Genomic DNA, 15,742 nt, shown 5'->3' on the forward strand with positions numbered 1-15,742 from the left:
CAACCGGATCGTATGATAACGCACCTGCGCCCCAGGACAGGTTGATCCGTCAAAACACGGTATCATTTTCAATTCGAACCTGCTGCCAAGGCTATACTCGTTAACATTTTTTGCCGTTTGCCAACATCCGGCACCGTATCAACCTACTGGACGCTCCATTGAAAAAAGGCTTTTATCTGGTGATGGCAGCCCAGGCTTTGTCGTCGATGGCAGACAACGCGCTGTTGATCGCTGCCATAGCGTTAATAGCCGATCTTCACGGCCCGCACTGGATGGCGCCGATGATGAAATGGTGGTTCGCCCTTGCCTACGTCGTGCTGGCTGCCTTTGTGGGGGCGTTCTCCGATGCCTACCCCAAGGGCCGCGTGATGTTCATCACCAACGCCATCAAAGTCGCAGGCTGTCTTGTGATGTTTCATCACCAGAGCTTCGGGCTGGGCGAAAGCCACCAGTTGCTGCTGGTATTTTGCGCCTACACCCTCGTGGGCATCGGTGCAGCCGCCTATTCTCCCGCCAAATACGGTATCGTCACCGAAATGTTGCCGCCGGAGCTTCTGGTCAAAGGCAACAGCTGGATTGAAGGCCTGACGGTACTGTCGATTATCGCGGGAACCGTGCTAGGGGGCATCCTGATCAGCCCACGCGTGTCCTCTGCCATGCTACAGCATGAATGGCTGGGCCAATACGTACACAACCGGACAGAAGCCGCCATCTTCATCATCGGCGTGGTCTACCTGCTGGCAGCCGCCACCAACCTGCTGATTCCCCGCACGAACGTGCGCTATCCCAGACAACAGACCCACCCCGTTGCGCTCATCCGCACCTTCGGCGGTTATGTGCGCATTCTCTGGAGCGACAAGCTTGGCCAGATCTCACTGGCTGTCACAACCTTGTTCTGGGGCGCGGGTGCAACCTTGCAGTTCATCGTGATCGAATGGGGCGCCCGCCACCTTGGCTACCGCCTGGATCAGGCATCGCTGCTGATGGGTATAGCGGCCCTGGGAACCGTCGGTGGCTCCATCCTGGCGGGCAAGGTGCCACTGAAACGCGCATTACGGGTACTGCCAATGGGCGTCGCCATGGGCTTCGCTGTGATGCTGATGCCCATTGTGCATGATCGCTGGTCCGTCTATGGCGTGCTGCTCCTGATCGGGGCGCTGTCGGGCTTTTTTGTCGTGCCCATGAATGCCCTGCTGCAGCACCGGGGGCATGTGCTGCTTTCGGCCGGCCACTCCATCGCCGTACAGAACTTCAATGAACAGCTCAATATCCTGCTGATGCTGGCGTTTTACAGTTTCCTGCTCTGGCTCAATCTCCCCATCAACGCCATCATCATTCTTTTTGGCCTGTTGGTTGCCATTCTGATGCTCGTCATCATCCAGTGGAACCAATTCAATCATCGCGCAAACCCTGGGCTGGACAACGTGATCGGCCAGCACGGCCACGGGCAGGCGCTGCGGCGGCATCCCTAGCGCATCACCCCATCTGGCTAAACCAGCTGTTTAGCCAGGTTGAGATCGTGCCAGGCATCGATCTTGTGCTGTGGACGCATTAACAACGACGCAGGGTGATAGCTTGCCACCACGGGAATATCCCGGCCCTGTTCTGTATGCAACTGATGAATATGCCCACGCAAGGCGTCGAACGCATCATCGCGCCCCAGCACCACTTGAGCGGCAAGCCTTCCCAAGACCAGAATGCGGGCAGGCTGAATGATCTCGATCTGCCGCATCAGGTAGGGCTTGCAGGCAGCGATTTCGTCCGCCGTGGGCGGACGGTTGCCGAGCGGGCGGCATTTGACGATATTGGTGAAAAAGACTGGCGCATCCTGGCGTATGCCTATGGCAGCCAGCATGGCCTGCAATAGCTGGCCCGCCTTGCCCTGAAAAGGCAGCCCCTCCCGGTCGTCCCGGTTACCGGGCGCTTCGCCAATCACCATCCAGTCGGGTGATTCGACGTGCCCGCCGCCAAACACGACCTTGCTGCGGGCGGTGTTCAGCGCACAATCCTGGCAGTCGGACATATAGTGCCGCAACGCGATTTCGTCGTGAGGCATGGGCCCACGCGCTGGCCTTTTGTCAACCGGCAACTGTGTGTCGGCAGCAGGCGTGCGTGATTTCGCCGCCACGCCCATGCCCAGGCTGGCCATGGCCGCCGCCACAGGCGCCGCCTGCAAGCCCTCAGCCGCGGGAACCGGCGCGGCCTGATCGACGGCTGCCGGTTCGGCACGCCCCGTGGCTGACGACGCCACCGCAGCCGGCGTGTCAGGAAACGGTGCCGCCTCGACAAGAAAATGCGCAAGCATGCGTTTGTCCAGGCCGATTTCCTGCAGCCAGGCACACTGAAGCGAGCTCAGACGCGGGACGCTCACGACACCGCCCTTTCGCCCATACCTGCGACATTTCGAGCGACTTCCGGCGGGGCCAGTTCTTTTTTCATGACATAGGCGTCCTCGCGGCGCCCGTCGCCCGCAGGGTAATAGTCCTTGCGGGTTGCCAGCAGGCGGTAGCCACGCGACTGATAGAAATGCAGCGCCTTGCCGTTGGAGGGGCGGACTTCCAGCATGATGGCGGGCAAACCCCGCGAGCGCGCCTCATGCTCGCAACAGCTCAATAGTCGGCTGCCTATTCCTTTGCCCTGCTCGCCCGGCCGGACAGCGATCACCAGCAAATGGGCAATATCGGGCGCCAGCATCAGCATGAAAAATCCCTGCGTATGACCATCGCGCTGTGCGACCAGCGCGCGATAGCCCGCCTTCAAGCCATCGGCAAAATTATTGCGGGACCACGGATGCGACTGGACCAATCGCTCGATATCGGCCACTTGATCCAGGTGCGCCTCGGTCATGGGAACAATCGCGAGCTCGGCGGACGCGCCCGAGCCGGCGGCCGGGGCCAGGCCCTGTGCGCGTGGATTACCTCCGGCACCCTGCTCGCGCTCCGCGGTGGTGAAGGCGACCTTGTCGCGAACATATACCGGCGCGGCATGTTCAGGCGGCGTCAGCCTGCCAGCCAGCCAGTTTTGACGCGCCAGCCTCGCCACCGTGCCCGCGTCGGCACGCACCGGCAGCCCAAGCTCGACCGCTTCGCGACCCACCACCAGTTCGTTCAGGCCAGGGTAGGCCTGCAGGGCATCACCCAGGACCCGATAGCGGCCCGGCCTGCGCGCATAGGCCTGATCCAGCCAGATTCCGACATCGCCGGCACTCAGCAATACCGGCTCCTGGATCTGCAGCCAGGCGGTTTCTTCTTGATCGGCAAAAGCAACATAGGCAGCCATATAGACTTCTTGCATGCGGGCGTCCTGCACGACCACCCGCACTTCGCCCTCGGAACCGATACCCTGACCGCCTTGCGCTTGCTGCAACGCGAAATCAGCGGCGGCCGCGGCAAGCAGCGACGAAATCGGCAATACCGGGATACCCAGCGCAAAACCTATGCCTTGCGCCACGCCACACGCAACCCGCAATCCGGTAAACCCGCCCGGCCCCTGACCGAAAGCAACCGCGGACAATTGGCTTCGCGTGATGCCGGCCTGTGAAAGCAACGCATCCACCATAGGCAGCAGGCGTTCCGCGTGCTCGGCCGTCGCGTCGTGCTCAAGCACGCGCAACGCGGGCTCTGCATCGCCAAAGGACAGCAGCGCGACGCCGCACAGGCTGGAAGAAGTTTCCAGAGCAAGAATATGTAGTGTCATGGGAAGCTATTTTAATCGCTGCCGGATAATTTAAGCCCTTCCCCCGGGCACAATATGACGGCAAGCTTAAAAAGATACCGTTTTACGGCGGTAGTAGCTAAAATAGCCTTGTAGGCAACGGGGGCGGCGCCGGACGAGTTCGTTTATCCGCATACGTCACTTCTTTCGTGGTTGCTGCCAGGGTTTCTCTCCGGCCGCGCCATTTGTAACCGCAATTCGTACTGAACGAATAAGATGTAATTTGTTGCTACAACCCACTATCCGGGTTAACTCTACCCTGTTACATTTTCCCCATGAACACTCAGAACCAAACCTTATCTCGCAAAATCCTCATCGTCGACGACGATCCTCGTCTGCGCGACCTCCTCCGCCGCTATCTGTCGGAGCAAGGATTTAACGTTTTCGTCGCCGAAGACGCCAAGGAAATGGGCAAGCTCTGGCAGCGCGAACACTTCGATCTGCTCGTGCTGGACCTGATGCTGCCCGGCGAAGATGGCCTGTCCATCTGTCGTCGACTGCGCGGCGGTCACGACAATACGCCCATTATCATTCTGACGGCCAAAGCCGAAGAAATCGATCGCATCGTGGGGCTGGAGATGGGGGCTGACGACTACCTGTCCAAACCCTTCAACCCTCGCGAACTGCTGGCCCGTGTCAACGCCATCCTGCGCCGTCGCGGCACAGAAGAACACCCCGGTGCGCCCAGCCAGGAGAACGAATCCATTGAATTCGGCCCCTATGTGCTGAATCTATCCACTCGTACCCTCACCCGCAATAACGAGCAGGTGCCCATTACCACTGGCGAATTCTCTGTTCTCAAGGTATTCGCCCGGCATCCCAAGATCCCGCTGTCGCGCGACAAGCTTATGGAGCTCGCACGCGGCCGCGAGTACGAAGCCTTCGACCGCAGTCTTGATGTGCAAATATCCCGCCTGCGCAAACTGGTCGAACCCAATCCGTCCAAACCAGTATTCATTCAGACCGTTTGGGGACTGGGTTATGTGTTCGTGCCCGACGGAGGCCACTGATTACCTGCCCCTGAATTGAGCAGGCCTCTTCATGCCCCGCACCACGCCGCCGCACTCCGGCATCAAGCAGCCACGCGTGCGTCTCGGGTTGTTCAGCCGCTCTTTCCTGCTGCTCGCAGGATTGATGCTGGTCAGCCTGGGCGCATGGCTGCAGGTTTTCTTCAGCATGGAAGAAGGACCGCGCGCCACCCAAATGGCCCAGCGCGTGGTGACGGCCGTCAGTATTACCCGCTCCGCCCTTATCTACGCGCCGCCCAGCGTACGGCCCGCCCTGCTGCTTGATCTTGCAACCAAGGAAAGCCTGCGGGTGCAACCCCGCGAAGAAACCGATACGCTCGAGCCGCTGCCCAACTCCAACTACTGGAACCACGTTGCCGCCGAGATCAAGGACCGGTTGGGCATAGACACGAGCGTGATGTGGTCCGTCAACCAGGCCCAGGGGGTCTGGGTCAGCTTTGAAATCAACAACGACAGATACTGGCTGGTGTTCGACCGTGAGCAGTTGGGCCTGACGGCAGGCGCCGAATGGCTGGGCTGGGGCCTGACCGCCTTGCTGCTGGCATTGATTGGCGCTGCCGTCAGCGTGCGTTTCGTCAATCGGCCGCTGGCCCAACTCGCTCAAGTTGCGCGCCAGCTGGCGCGAGGGCAAACGCCCTCGCCGCTACCGGAAAAAGGCCCTGCCGAGATCCGCGACATGAATATTGCCTTTAACCGCATGGCCCGGGACATCCGGCAAACGGAAGCAGACCGTGAAATCATGCTGGCCGGCATCTCGCACGACTTGCGCACCCCTTTGGCACGCATGCGTCTTGAGATTGAGATGAGCACGGTCAGCGACGAGGCCCGCCAGGCTATCGACGAAGATCTTGCACAGATCGACCACAGTATCGGCCAGCTCATGGAGTACGCCAGGCCAGCCGGCCTGGTTCCCGAGCAAGGCGTCGACGTGTCCACTGTGCTGCGGGATCTGTATGAACGTGAGCGCAGCCACACAGAGTCGCTGGGCGATACCCTGACCCAATCGATCGAGCCCCATCTCATTGCCAAGATCAATGCGCATGATCTCAAACGTATCGTCAGCAATCTTATCGAGAACGCGCGGCGCTATGGGCGCTCGCCCTCGGATCAAAAAGCGCACATCGAACTGGTGGCCCAGCAGCGCGGCAATATGCTGGCCATCGAAGTGCGCGACCAGGGAACCGGCATTGCCGCGACCGATGTTCAACGATTGCTCAGGCCGTTCTCGCGCGGAGAGTCGGCCCGCACCGGCGTCAGCGGCGCTGGCCTGGGGCTGGCCATCGTCGAGCGCTTGCTCGGACAGGTCGGCGGGCAACTGGAGTTGGTCTCCAGGCCCACAGGCGGTCTTATCGCCCGCATTGAAATCCCCAAAGTCAGAAGCCGCAACTTCCAGCCGGAATCCTCCTCGGGACGCACCTGAGGCCGCCTTCGCGTCCCGCCCGGGCCGCATTTCAGCCTCGCCACAGGGCGCTGACGCACGCCCTTTTTATCGCGTAGAATCAGTGTAGGGCTGGCATCATGCGCCCATCAAATATCGATAGGATTCCCGATGAAAACCATAGGCGATAAACTCGAACCTTTCAAAGTCGCAGGCGTCAAGCCTGGCTTCACACAGTATGAGGAAAACGGCGTCTCCGCCTTCGAAGACATCACCGAAAGCTCCTTCCCTGGCAAGTGGAAAGTCATCTATTTTTATCCCAAGGACTTTTCTTTCGTCTGCCCCACCGAAATCGTGGGCTTTAATAATCTGGCCCAGGATTTCGACGACCGCGACGCCATATTGATGGGCGGTTCCGTTGACAACGAATTCGTCAAGCTGGCGTGGCGGCGCGAGCACCCCGAACTTGCCAAGCTTGCCCACTACCAGTTCGGCGACACCGGCGGCGCGCTGGTAGACCAGCTGGGCATCCGCGACAGAGCCGAAGGCGTTGCCCACCGCGCGACATTTATTGTTGATCCGGACAACATCATCCAGCATGTGTCGGTCAATCACGTCAATGTAGGCCGCAATCCCGAAGAGGTTCTGCGCCTGCTCGACGCCCTGCAAACCGAAAAACTGTGCCCGTGCAACCGCTCTGTAGGCGGTGGCACGCTCTGATACCGGCGCCGGGGCGATGTCCTCCCTATCACGGCTGGCCGACTGCTTTCCGGTCAAATCAAATTCGACATCGCCCTGCGCATTCCCTGGCTCAGCATCACAGCCAACTGGTCGATGACCTGCTGTTTCCAGGCCAATGACTGCAGCAGGTCCGGCGAAAACAATCCGGGCATATCCAGCAAGGCTCGCGCCAGCGCCGATGCGTCCGCTTCCTTCCCCTTGATCCGTACGCGGATTTCCGCCGCGCGAGGATCATCCAGTTCGTACGGCCGCCCCGTTTCCGACGCGCCGAGGCAATGCCTCATCCAGGCGGCCACGGCGAACGCGAACAGGCGGATATCCTGTCCGTTTGCCAACGCTTCGCCGGCAGGCGCGAGGATACGTTGGGGCAGTTTCTCTGTGCCATCCATGGCTATCTGCCGAATCTCGTGCGCTATCGCGGGATTAGAAAAACGTGCAATCAAGGCATCTTCATACTGCTTGAAATCTACGCCTTCCAGCCGTCCCAGCGTCTTGGCCGCCTGCGCCATATACGCGCGCAGCAGCGCGACCATCAGGCCATCCTGCATGGCATCGCGCACGTAACGATAATCCAGGATATTGCCGACATAGGCGAGCAGCGAATGCGCGCCATTGAGCATACGCAGTTTCATCCTTTCATAGGGCGCGACGTCCTTGACCATGAGCACGCCCGCCTGATCCCAGGCAGGCCGGCCAGCGGGAAAGCAGTCCTCTATCACCCATTGGTTGAACGCTTCTGTCTCGACAGCGGCGAAATCCTCGAATCCCGTTCTGGCTTTAGCCTCGAGCAATGTTGCCTCGCTGGATGCCGGCGTAATGCGATCCACCATCGTGGACGGGAACGCAATGTCCTGCGCTATCCATTTCGCGAGGGGGCGATCCAGGCGCGAGGCAAAATCGATCACGCCCGCCCGCAGCAGCCTGCCATTTTCCGGAAGGTTGTCGCAACACAAGACAGTGAATGGCGCAATACCCGAACTGCGTCGGCGACGCAATGCATGAACAATCATTCCTATCACGCCCGTGGGCGCGTCCGGATGCGTCAGATCATGCGCAATAGCAGGGTGCGTTTGGTCAACAGAGCGGCTGCGACGGTCTATGCCATAGGCCTTTTCTGTCACCGTCAGGCTCACAATACGGACATTCGGGTCGAGTAACGCATCGCGCGCCGCTTGCCCATTTCGCACCGCAGCGATCACGCCCGCCAAGCTACCGACGACGCGCGCCTGAGTACCGCCTTCGCCACGGATGAGCAGCGTGTAAAGACCTTTCTGTGGCGCCAGAGCATCTACCACGCTGGTGCCACGCAGACTGATGCCGACAATGCGCCAATCTCCACCGGCATGCGCCAGCGCGTCATCGGTGTAGACCGCCTGGTGCGCCCGATGAAAGGCCCCTACCCCGATATGCACAATACCCACAGCATGCTGTTCGCGCTTATAGGCAGGCAAGTCTACACCAGCGCATATGCCTTCCAGACTGTGCAGACGGCGGGAAGACATGGCGCTGGCCGCCGCTGCAGACGATGCGCCGGTTTTCATTCTGCCTGCGCCAGACCGAAGACGGGATGCTGCATCGTCGTGACTATGCCTCGCAATTCCGCCAGACCCCGTAGCCTTCCGATCGCCGGATAACCTGGCTGCGCCTTGCGCTTGAGGTCATCCAGGAGATCCTGACCATGATCCGGCCGAAATGGAATGGAATGATCCGGGCGCCCAAGTTGGCGGCGACGTTCCTCTTCTTTAACGGCAGCGGCGATCAAGGCCACCATGTCTGTGTTGCCGCCCAGATGTTCCGCTTCGTAGAACGAGCCGAACAGCTGGTCAGTCTCGCGGCGCACATTGCGCAAGTGAAGAAAATGTACCCGGTCGCCAAGACGCTCCATGATCCCGGGTAGATCATTATCGGCCCGCGCGCCCAACGAGCCTGAGCACAGCGTTATACCGTTGGCGGGCACATCAACGGCGCGGACCAGCCAGGCATAATCCGCCTCAGTGGACATAATGCGAGGCAATCCGAGCAGCGGTACGGGAGGGTCGTCGGGATGACAGCACAAGCGCACGCCGACCTCCTGGGCAACCGGCGCGACTTCCTCAAGAAAATCCTGGAAATGGCGCCGCAGCATGTCGGCGTCAATGTTGTCGTACTCGCGCAAATGCTGCCGCACTCCTTCCAGCGTCATCTGTTCAGCTGAGCCAGGCAGGCCAAATACGACATTCGCAGTCAATTGCTGCTTGCGATGCTCGCTCATGTCGGCGTATCGCTGCGCCGCCGCTTCGGCAATATGTGAAGGAAACGAGGCGCGGGCTCCGGCGCGCTTCAGTATGTGAATGTCAAAGGCCGCAAAGTCCGTGAAATCAAATCGCATGCAGGTGCCGCCGTGAGGAAGCCGCCAGGCCAGGTCGGTGCGCGTCCAGTCAAGCACAGGCATAAAGTTATAGCAGACCACCTCAATGCCACATGCCGCCAGGTTGCGCAGGCTGATTTTGTAATGCTCGATATGAGCGCGCCAATTGCCCTTCTGCTTTTTGATGTCTTCCGAAACCGGGAGACTTTCAGCGATTTCCCAGACCAGCCCCGAGGGAGAGCCATCGACCATCTGCGCGACTTCCGCTTTACGTTTTTCGATTTCGCCCTTGGTCCATATGGCGCCGGCGGGCACATGATGCAAAGCCGTGACAACCCCCTGCACACCCGCCTGCAGCATGTCATCTACCGAAACCGTATCCTTGGGCCCAAACCAACGCCATGTCTGCCTCATATTCCCGCTACCTCTTCTGATGTTCAAAAATCGATTTGTATGTCGACTAGTATGGAAGTATGATAGTACGAAATTGCCATGAATATTGCTACATGGCCTAAAGACAATGAAAAGGGTATGCATGAGTGTCGCGTCAACACCTGATTTCTCGCTGGAGCAAGACCTTCCTGTAGGCCCACAGATCTACCGCGCCCTGCGCCTGCAGATCATTCGTGCCCAATTACTGCCTGGCACACGATTGTCCGAATCCGAATGCGCCAGCGATTTCAATGTTAGTCGCCAGCCAGTCCGCGAGGCGTTCATAAAACTCAGTGAAGGCGGGCTGGTCGAAGTGCGTCCGCAGCGCGGCACGCTCGTTCGCAAGATTTCTCAAGCGGCAGTGCTCGAAGCCCGTTTTGTCCGCGAGGCCATTGAGGCCGATGTGGTCAAAAAAGTTGCCGAGTTGGGCGATCCTGCCATTGTCACCGAATTGCGCACCCAGTTGCGCCATCAACAGGATGCGGCCGCCGCCAAGCCAGACAGATTCCTGGCGCTGGATGAGCTGTTTCATCGCACGTTGGCCGAAGCGGCCGGCATCGCGCATGCCTGGAAGGTGGTGGAAGCAATCAAGGCACAAATGGACAGGGTTCGCTACCTGAGTTTTGACCATACACCTGTACATAAGCTGGTGGCACAGCACACCCGCATCGTCGAAGCCATTGCGCGCGGCGACCAGTCTGTTGCCGAGCAAGCCATGCGCGTGCATCTGCGTGAAATCCTGAACGACCTGCCGGCCATTTCCGCGGCCCACCCCGAGCTATTCGAAGCCAACGAGTCTTAGCCCATTCGTCTGGACAGGCTGCCCACTCACCACGCGTCAACACGATCAATACAGCAGTCAATAAGAGGAGACACAATGAAATACTCAATACAAGGCGTCAGCCGGATGCTCGCAACCGTCATGGTTGGATTCGCCATGGCGCACACGGCCAATGCAGCGGACATTACACTCAAACTCGGCCATCTGGCCAATGAACAGAACACCTGGCACAAGGCGTCTCTCAAGTTCGGCGAGGAGCTCAAGTCTTTGACCAATGGCCGCATCGAAGTACAGGTTTTTCCCAACGAGTCGCTGGGAAAAGAAATTGATCTGATCAACGGCATGCAATTGGGCACCGTCGATATGACGATCACCGGCGAAAGCCTGCAGAACTGGGCCCCACTCGCGTCCTTGCTGGCCATCCCCTATGCCTACACCTCGTTAGCGAATATGGACGCCATTGCCAGCGGCGACGTAGGCAAAAAAATAGAGGCTCAGATTCTCGAAAAAGCCCGTATCCGCCCTATCGCTTACTTTGCTCGCGGCCCGCGCGATCTGACATCGAACCGGGAGATCCGCAGCCCTGACGATCTGAAAGGCCTGAAACTGCGCGTACCCAATGTGCCGTTGTTCATGGCGGTATGGAAAGCCTTAGGCGCGCAGCCTACCCCCATGGCCTTTTCGGAAGTGTTCACCTCACTGCAGAACGGCACGATCGATGGCCAGGAAAATCCTTTGGCATTGATCAAGTCCGGCAATCTGAACGAAGTGCAGAAATACCTCAACAAAACTGAACATGTCCGCAGCTGGATATACCTGACATTGTCCGACCTCACTTGGCAAAAACTATCGGACGAGGACAAAAAGGCAGTGATGGAAGCGGCCGCACGCACACAGACCTACGAACGCGAACTCTTCCTCCAAGATGAGCAAAAGCTTGCTGCAGACCTCGAGGCGGCTGGCATGACATTTGTGGACGCTGATCGCGATGCCTTCGCGGCCAAAGCGCGCGACGCCGTGCTTGCCAATGTTTCCGGCGACGTAAAGCAGTACGTGGAAGAAATATTCAAGCAATAAGCGCCATGACGATCGCCGTGTGGCGACAAACCGCGTCGACCGCACGGCCCTGCACAGCCATGGCTAGCATGAAGGAATCTCCGTGAAGCATGTTCTAGATCTTTTTGACAAACTGAGCCGCACCCTTGTCGGCTTGGCATTTTTCGGCATGATTGTCGCCGTGACCATTCAATTGTTGGGCCGCAATGCCTTCTTCGATGCCCCCGTATGGACGGAAGAACTAACGCGTTTCGGCCTGCTCTATCTTGCCGCGCTGGGCCTGGGCCCCTCGCTGCGCACCGGTGATCTGGTCAATGTCGATCTCTTCTGTGAAGGCCTGTCTGGGCGCAAGCCCTGGCTGTTGCGCCTGGTGTCATCGGTACTGACGGCCGCAATGTGCCTGATGCTGCTCAAGCCAGCCTGGCAGTTCATGCAGATAGGCAGCATGCAATATGCGCCTGCGCTGGGCTGGCGCATGGATTTCCTGCACGTCACCATGTTGATCGCCATCATCTCGTTACTCGTCTACTCTCTCGCCCGCATTGTCGGCATGCTGACTGGCACGTCCGACGGCCTGCCCGAGCACCCTTATGGTGAAGAAGCATGAGCCTTGCCGTACTTTTTGGTGTATTCGCCGCCGGGTTGCTCATCGGCATCCCAGTCGCCATCACGTTGGGGGTCTCCTCCCTCGCATATTTGCTCTACCAGGGCATTCCTATCGTCGTGATGCCTCAGAAAATGTATGCCGGCATCGACTCTTTCGTGCTGTTGTGCATTCCCGGGTTTATCCTCGCAGGCAACCTCATGAACAGCGGCGGCATCACCGAGCGCATTATCCGCTTTGCCAATGCAACCGTGGGATGGATGCGCGGCGGTCTGGGCCTCACGAATGTCGCAGGCTCCATGCTGTTCGGCGGCATTTCAGGAACAGCCGTTGCCGATGCGGCCTCGCTGGGCGGTGTACTGATTCCCGGAATGAAAAAAGCGGGATATCCGGCTGACTTTTCGGCCGCAGTCACGGCGGCATCATCTACCGTCGGCCCCATGATTCCTCCGAGCGTACCCATGATTATCGTTGGTGCGCTGTCCGGCATCTCGGTCGGAAAAATGTTCCTCGCAGGTGCCGTGCCCGGCATCCTCATGGGGCTGGCCATGATGGTCACGACTTACATCATTTCCGTCAAACGAGGCTTTCCTCGCCAGGCCTGGCAGGGCTGGGGCGAACTGCTGCGCTCTTTCATGGGCGCATTCTGGGCCATTTTCATGACTGTGCTGATCGTTGGCGGACTGATGACGGGCCTGGCAACGCCCACCGAAACGGCAATCGTCGCCTGCATTTATGCGCTCATCGTGGGCCGGTTCATCTATGGCGAGCTGCCACTGCGCAAAGTACCCGGCATCATCATAGAGAGCGCAGTGGCCTCGGCGGCGATCCTGGCGCTGGTTGGCTTCGCCAATGTGTTTGGCTGGATTCTCGTATCCGAGCGCATCCCGCAAACCATCGCGTCGGCAGTACTGGCGGTCACCGACAACAAATATCTGATCATCCTGATGGTCAACATCCTGTTGTTGATCGTAGGTATGTTCATGGAAACCATCGCCGCGCTCATCATTCTGTTCGTACCCTTACTCACCCTGGCGCAGGGTGTAGGGATAGATCCGCTGCACTTTGCGACCTTTGCCGTGCTGAATCTGATGATAGGGCTGACCACGCCGCCGGTTGGCGTTTGCCTGTTCATCTGCTCGAATATCGCCCGGTTGCCGCTTGCGCCGGTGGTGCGCGCCATCATGCCGTTTATCCTGACCAATATCCTGGTCCTGCTGGCGGTTTCATATTTTCCGCCACTGGCTACCTGGCTGCCGTCAATATTAATGAACTGAGCCCAGACTAGGAGTCATCAACAATGAAATCACGCGTGTGCAGGCTGTATGGCCAACATGATGTTCGAATCGAAACCGATGAAGTCCCCGCACCCGGCGCCGGTGAAGCACTGCTGCGCATGGGCGCCGGCGGTATCTGCGGATCCGACCTGCATTACTATCACGACGGCGGCTTCGGACCCATACGTGTACGCGAGCCCATTATCCTGGGCCATGAAGTAGCGGGCACCATTGCCGCCATCGGTCCAGACGTCAGCGCTGTGCAGCCAGGCACCCGGGTGGCGCTGAACCCCAGCCGCCATTGCGGCCACTGCGAATATTGTCGGCAAGGCCTTTTCCGGCATTGCCTGGAGATGCGGTTTTCCGGTTCAGCGATGCGACTGCCGCACGAACAGGGTGGCTTTCGAGAATACATGCTGGTGCCCGCCAGCCAATGCGTACCTCTGCGTCCCACCACGTCGCTCGCGGCGGCGGCATGCGCCGAGCCGCTGGCGGTTGCACTGCATGCGCGTGCCCAGGCCATTGCATCTGTCGGCCCGTTAGCAGGCAAGCGCGTGCTGGTTACCGGGGCGGGCCCGATCGGGTCTTTATGCGTGGCTGTGGCCCATGAGGCGGGCGCGGCCGAAATCGTCTCGACGGACCTGCAGGAGGCCACCCTCGCCGTCGCAACGCGCATGGGTGCGAGCCGTACTATCAACGTCGGCAAGCATCCTGACGAACTGGAAGCTTATTTTGCGGACAAAGGTAAATTCGACGTAGCGTTCGAGTGCTCTGCCTCACCAAGCGCGCTGCTCAGCGCCGCAATGAGTGTTCGTCCCTGCGGCGCCATCATCCAGGTTGGCGTGGCGGGCGAAGTGGCAGTGCCGCTCAACCTGATTGTCGGCAAGGAGATCTCGCTGCGCGGATCACATCGTTTTGACCAGGAGTATCAACAGGCTGTGCAGCTGATCGACGAAGGGCGGCTTGATGTCACCCCCATCATCACGGCAAGCTATCCACTGGAACAGGCCCTGGAAGCGATCAAGGCGGCCAGCGACCGTTCCCGTGCCGTCAAGGTACAACTGGAACTGAGCGCCGACTACTGACCAGCCGCCAGCAACACCACGACCGTGGCCGCTATGCCCTCCTTGCGACCCAGGTAACCCAGGCTTTCGTTGGTCTTGGCCTTGATATTGATATCGCTGGGAGCCAAGCCAAGGTCAGCGGCAATATTGCTGACCATCCCTGGCGCATGCGGCCCGATCTTGGGCGCCTGGGCATGCACCGTAGCGTCGATATTGACGATTTTCCATCCCGCCTGCGAAACACGGCGCCAGGCCTCGCGCAACAGTACCCGGCTGTCCGCGCCTTTGTAGGCAGGGTCGGTATCGGGAAAGTGTCGCCCGATATCGCCCTGGCCAGCCGCCCCCAGAATGGCGTCGGTGACGGCATGCAGCAGCACATCGGCATCAGAATGGCCCTGCAGGCCATGGGTATGGGGAATGGTGACGCCGCCGATGATCAGCGGCCTGCCCTCGACCAAAGCATGAACATCGAACCCCTGGCCAACCCGGAACGGAAAACTCACAGCCATTTCTCCATTAAGTCAAAATCTTCTGGCCACGTTACCTTAAAGTTGCGTACGGACCCAGGCACCAGGCACGGCATGTAGCCTGCCCGCTCAAGCGCCGACGCCTCATCGGTAATGTCGGCGCGCCCGGCACCGGCCGATTCCAGCGCCTGGAGCAAACGCCCCGCCGGAAACATCTGCGGCGTTTGGGCCAGCCACAAACCGTCGCGAGAAATCGACTGCCCAACCATCACAGAAGCGTTACCAGTGTCAGTGGGCGCCTGGCGCTTGACCGTATCGGCTACAGGCTGAGCCAGCAAACCACCCCTGCCCTGTGCTATGCAATGATCAATCAGCCGGCTCAGCGCAGATGCCGGTAGCCCTGGCCGGGCCGCATCATGCACCAATACCCAGTCGTCGGGGTCCAGCGCGGCATCACGCAGCGCTGCCATCACGGTGTCCGCGCGGGTCGTCCCGCCGCAGGCCCGCCACACGGTACGCGGCAGGCCGGACAATGCCTGCGCCGCCCACCTGTCACCCGACGCAACCGCGACTCGAACCTGAACGATACGAGCGTCTGCCAGCAAGGCCTGGACAGCGCGCCGCAGCATGGGCTCCCCTTTCAGCAGGCGATACTGTTTGGGCACGGCGCGGGCAGCCAGCGCCGTGCCATCGGGCCCGCTGGCGAGTGCCCGAGCGCCGATTCCTGCCGCAGGTACGATTGCAATGAGTTTTCCTGGCATATGGCTGTGCGGTGTCCCCTCTGAATGCAGGCCGCCGCATGCGGAAACCTGCCTCGTGGAATATAGATCTATCGTTGACGCATTCTAGTCAG

15 protein-coding genes are annotated in these 15,742 nt (G+C 59.7%); 9 read left to right on the forward strand and 6 right to left on the reverse strand.

Annotated features, from left to right (window positions below):
* Positions 1-158 precede the first annotated feature (158 nt).
* A complete protein-coding gene (gene lplT / locus ERE07_RS09110) occupies positions 159-1,472 on the forward strand; it encodes a lysophospholipid transporter LplT (RefSeq protein ID WP_130008505.1) in 1,314 nt (437 codons plus the stop codon).
* Positions 1,473-1,489: 17 nt separating this feature from the next.
* On the opposite strand, the gene ERE07_RS09115 is transcribed toward lplT, so the two are convergent.
* Complete coding sequence (locus tag ERE07_RS09115; RefSeq protein ID WP_245153583.1) at positions 1,490-2,371, reverse strand: uracil-DNA glycosylase; 882 nt, start codon at positions 2,369-2,371, stop codon at positions 1,490-1,492.
* Complete coding sequence (tsaB, locus tag ERE07_RS09120; protein WP_130008506.1) at positions 2,368-3,696, reverse strand: tRNA (adenosine(37)-N6)-threonylcarbamoyltransferase complex dimerization subunit type 1 TsaB; 1,329 nt, start codon at positions 3,694-3,696, stop codon at positions 2,368-2,370. The genes ERE07_RS09115 and tsaB overlap by 4 nt, the downstream gene beginning before the upstream one ends.
* A gap of 293 nt (positions 3,697-3,989) precedes the next feature.
* On the opposite strand from tsaB, the gene ompR reads away from it, so the two are divergent.
* The 3 genes from ompR (at position 3,990) to ERE07_RS09135 (ending at position 6,840) form a co-directional block, all read left to right on the forward strand.
* The gene (ompR, locus tag ERE07_RS09125) at positions 3,990-4,724 is read left to right on the forward strand and encodes an osmolarity response regulator transcription factor OmpR (protein WP_130008507.1); all 735 of its coding nucleotides are present in this window, start codon (positions 3,990-3,992) and stop codon (positions 4,722-4,724) included.
* A 31-nt stretch (positions 4,725-4,755) separates the two neighbouring features.
* Positions 4,756-6,162 carry a sensor histidine kinase gene (locus ERE07_RS09130; protein WP_167670793.1) on the forward strand — a complete coding sequence of 469 codons (1,407 nt, stop codon included), beginning with the start codon at positions 4,756-4,758 and terminating at the stop codon, positions 6,160-6,162.
* A 129-nt stretch (positions 6,163-6,291) separates the two neighbouring features.
* Positions 6,292-6,840, forward strand: a complete 549-nt coding sequence (locus ERE07_RS09135; protein WP_130008508.1) for a peroxiredoxin — start codon at positions 6,292-6,294, stop codon at positions 6,838-6,840.
* Positions 6,841-6,893: 53 nt separating this feature from the next.
* Here ERE07_RS09135 and ERE07_RS09140 read toward each other — a convergent pair whose 3' ends face one another.
* Together ERE07_RS09140 and uxuA are read right to left on the reverse strand one after the other, a co-directional pair.
* Positions 6,894-8,402 (reverse strand): mannitol dehydrogenase family protein, encoded by a 1,509-nt coding sequence (locus ERE07_RS09140; protein WP_209021120.1) that lies wholly within the window; start codon positions 8,400-8,402, stop codon positions 6,894-6,896.
* Positions 8,399-9,622: a mannonate dehydratase gene (gene uxuA, locus ERE07_RS09145; protein ID WP_130008509.1), complete on the reverse strand. Its 1,224-nt coding sequence runs from the start codon at positions 9,620-9,622 to the stop codon at positions 8,399-8,401. Before uxuA ends, ERE07_RS09140 begins: the two co-directional genes overlap by 4 nt.
* Positions 9,623-9,743: 121 nt before the next feature.
* Here uxuA and ERE07_RS09150 point away from each other — a divergent pair, with 121 nt between their 5' ends.
* The 5 genes from ERE07_RS09150 (at position 9,744) to ERE07_RS09170 (ending at position 14,443) form a co-directional block, all read left to right on the forward strand.
* Entirely contained in the window at positions 9,744-10,442 is a 699-nt protein-coding gene (locus ERE07_RS09150) for a GntR family transcriptional regulator (RefSeq protein WP_130008510.1), read from the forward strand.
* Between the two features lie 75 nt (positions 10,443-10,517).
* On the forward strand, positions 10,518-11,498 hold the full coding sequence (locus ERE07_RS09155) for a TRAP transporter substrate-binding protein (protein WP_130008511.1): 981 nt from the start codon (positions 10,518-10,520) through the stop codon (positions 11,496-11,498).
* An 82-nt stretch (positions 11,499-11,580) separates the two neighbouring features.
* Complete coding sequence (locus ERE07_RS09160) at positions 11,581-12,084, forward strand: TRAP transporter small permease (RefSeq protein ID WP_209021121.1); 504 nt, start codon at positions 11,581-11,583, stop codon at positions 12,082-12,084.
* Positions 12,081-13,358, forward strand: a complete 1,278-nt coding sequence (locus tag ERE07_RS09165) for a TRAP transporter large permease (RefSeq protein ID WP_130008512.1) — start codon at positions 12,081-12,083, stop codon at positions 13,356-13,358. The genes ERE07_RS09160 and ERE07_RS09165 overlap by 4 nt, the downstream gene beginning before the upstream one ends.
* A gap of 23 nt (positions 13,359-13,381) precedes the next feature.
* Positions 13,382-14,443, forward strand: coding sequence for an L-idonate 5-dehydrogenase (locus ERE07_RS09170; protein ID WP_130008513.1), 1,062 nt, complete (start codon positions 13,382-13,384; stop codon positions 14,441-14,443).
* On the opposite strand, the gene ispF is transcribed toward ERE07_RS09170, so the two are convergent.
* Together ispF and ERE07_RS09180 are read right to left on the reverse strand one after the other, a co-directional pair.
* Positions 14,437-14,925, reverse strand: a complete 489-nt coding sequence (gene ispF / locus ERE07_RS09175) for a 2-C-methyl-D-erythritol 2,4-cyclodiphosphate synthase (protein WP_130008514.1) — start codon at positions 14,923-14,925, stop codon at positions 14,437-14,439. The two genes, ERE07_RS09170 and ispF, sit on opposite strands and share 7 nt — an antisense overlap.
* A complete protein-coding gene (locus tag ERE07_RS09180; RefSeq protein ID WP_130008515.1) occupies positions 14,922-15,650 on the reverse strand; it encodes an IspD/TarI family cytidylyltransferase in 729 nt (242 codons plus the stop codon). The genes ispF and ERE07_RS09180 overlap by 4 nt, the downstream gene beginning before the upstream one ends.
* Between the last annotated feature and the right edge of the window lie 92 nt (positions 15,651-15,742).

It is taken from the genome of Allopusillimonas ginsengisoli (genome assembly GCF_004153455.1).
Lineage (GTDB): Bacteria > Pseudomonadota > Gammaproteobacteria > Burkholderiales > Burkholderiaceae_B > Allopusillimonas > Allopusillimonas ginsengisoli.

Bases quoted from the DNA above. Each gene is read 5' to 3' on its own strand.
- uxuA (WP_130008509.1), bottom strand. From the start codon at position 9,622: ATGAGGCAGACATGGCGTTGGTTTGGGCCCAAGGATACGGTTTCGGTA.
- ERE07_RS09155 (WP_130008511.1), top strand. From the start codon at position 10,518: ATGAAATACTCAATACAAGGCGTCAGCCGGATGCTCGCAACCGTCATG.
- ERE07_RS09165 (WP_130008512.1), top strand. From the start codon at position 12,081: ATGAGCCTTGCCGTACTTTTTGGTGTATTCGCCGCCGGGTTGCTCATC.
- ERE07_RS09140 (WP_209021120.1), bottom strand. From the start codon at position 8,402: ATGAAAACCGGCGCATCGTCTGCAGCGGCGGCCAGCGCCATGTCTTCC.
- ERE07_RS09170 (WP_130008513.1), top strand. From the start codon at position 13,382: ATGAAATCACGCGTGTGCAGGCTGTATGGCCAACATGATGTTCGAATC.
- ERE07_RS09150 (WP_130008510.1), top strand. From the start codon at position 9,744: ATGAGTGTCGCGTCAACACCTGATTTCTCGCTGGAGCAAGACCTTCCT.
- tsaB (WP_130008506.1), bottom strand. From the start codon at position 3,696: ATGACACTACATATTCTTGCTCTGGAAACTTCTTCCAGCCTGTGCGGC.
- ERE07_RS09130 (WP_167670793.1), top strand. From the start codon at position 4,756: ATGCCCCGCACCACGCCGCCGCACTCCGGCATCAAGCAGCCACGCGTG.
- ERE07_RS09180 (WP_130008515.1), bottom strand. From the start codon at position 15,650: ATGCCAGGAAAACTCATTGCAATCGTACCTGCGGCAGGAATCGGCGCT.
- ompR (WP_130008507.1), top strand. From the start codon at position 3,990: ATGAACACTCAGAACCAAACCTTATCTCGCAAAATCCTCATCGTCGAC.
- ERE07_RS09135 (WP_130008508.1), top strand. From the start codon at position 6,292: ATGAAAACCATAGGCGATAAACTCGAACCTTTCAAAGTCGCAGGCGTC.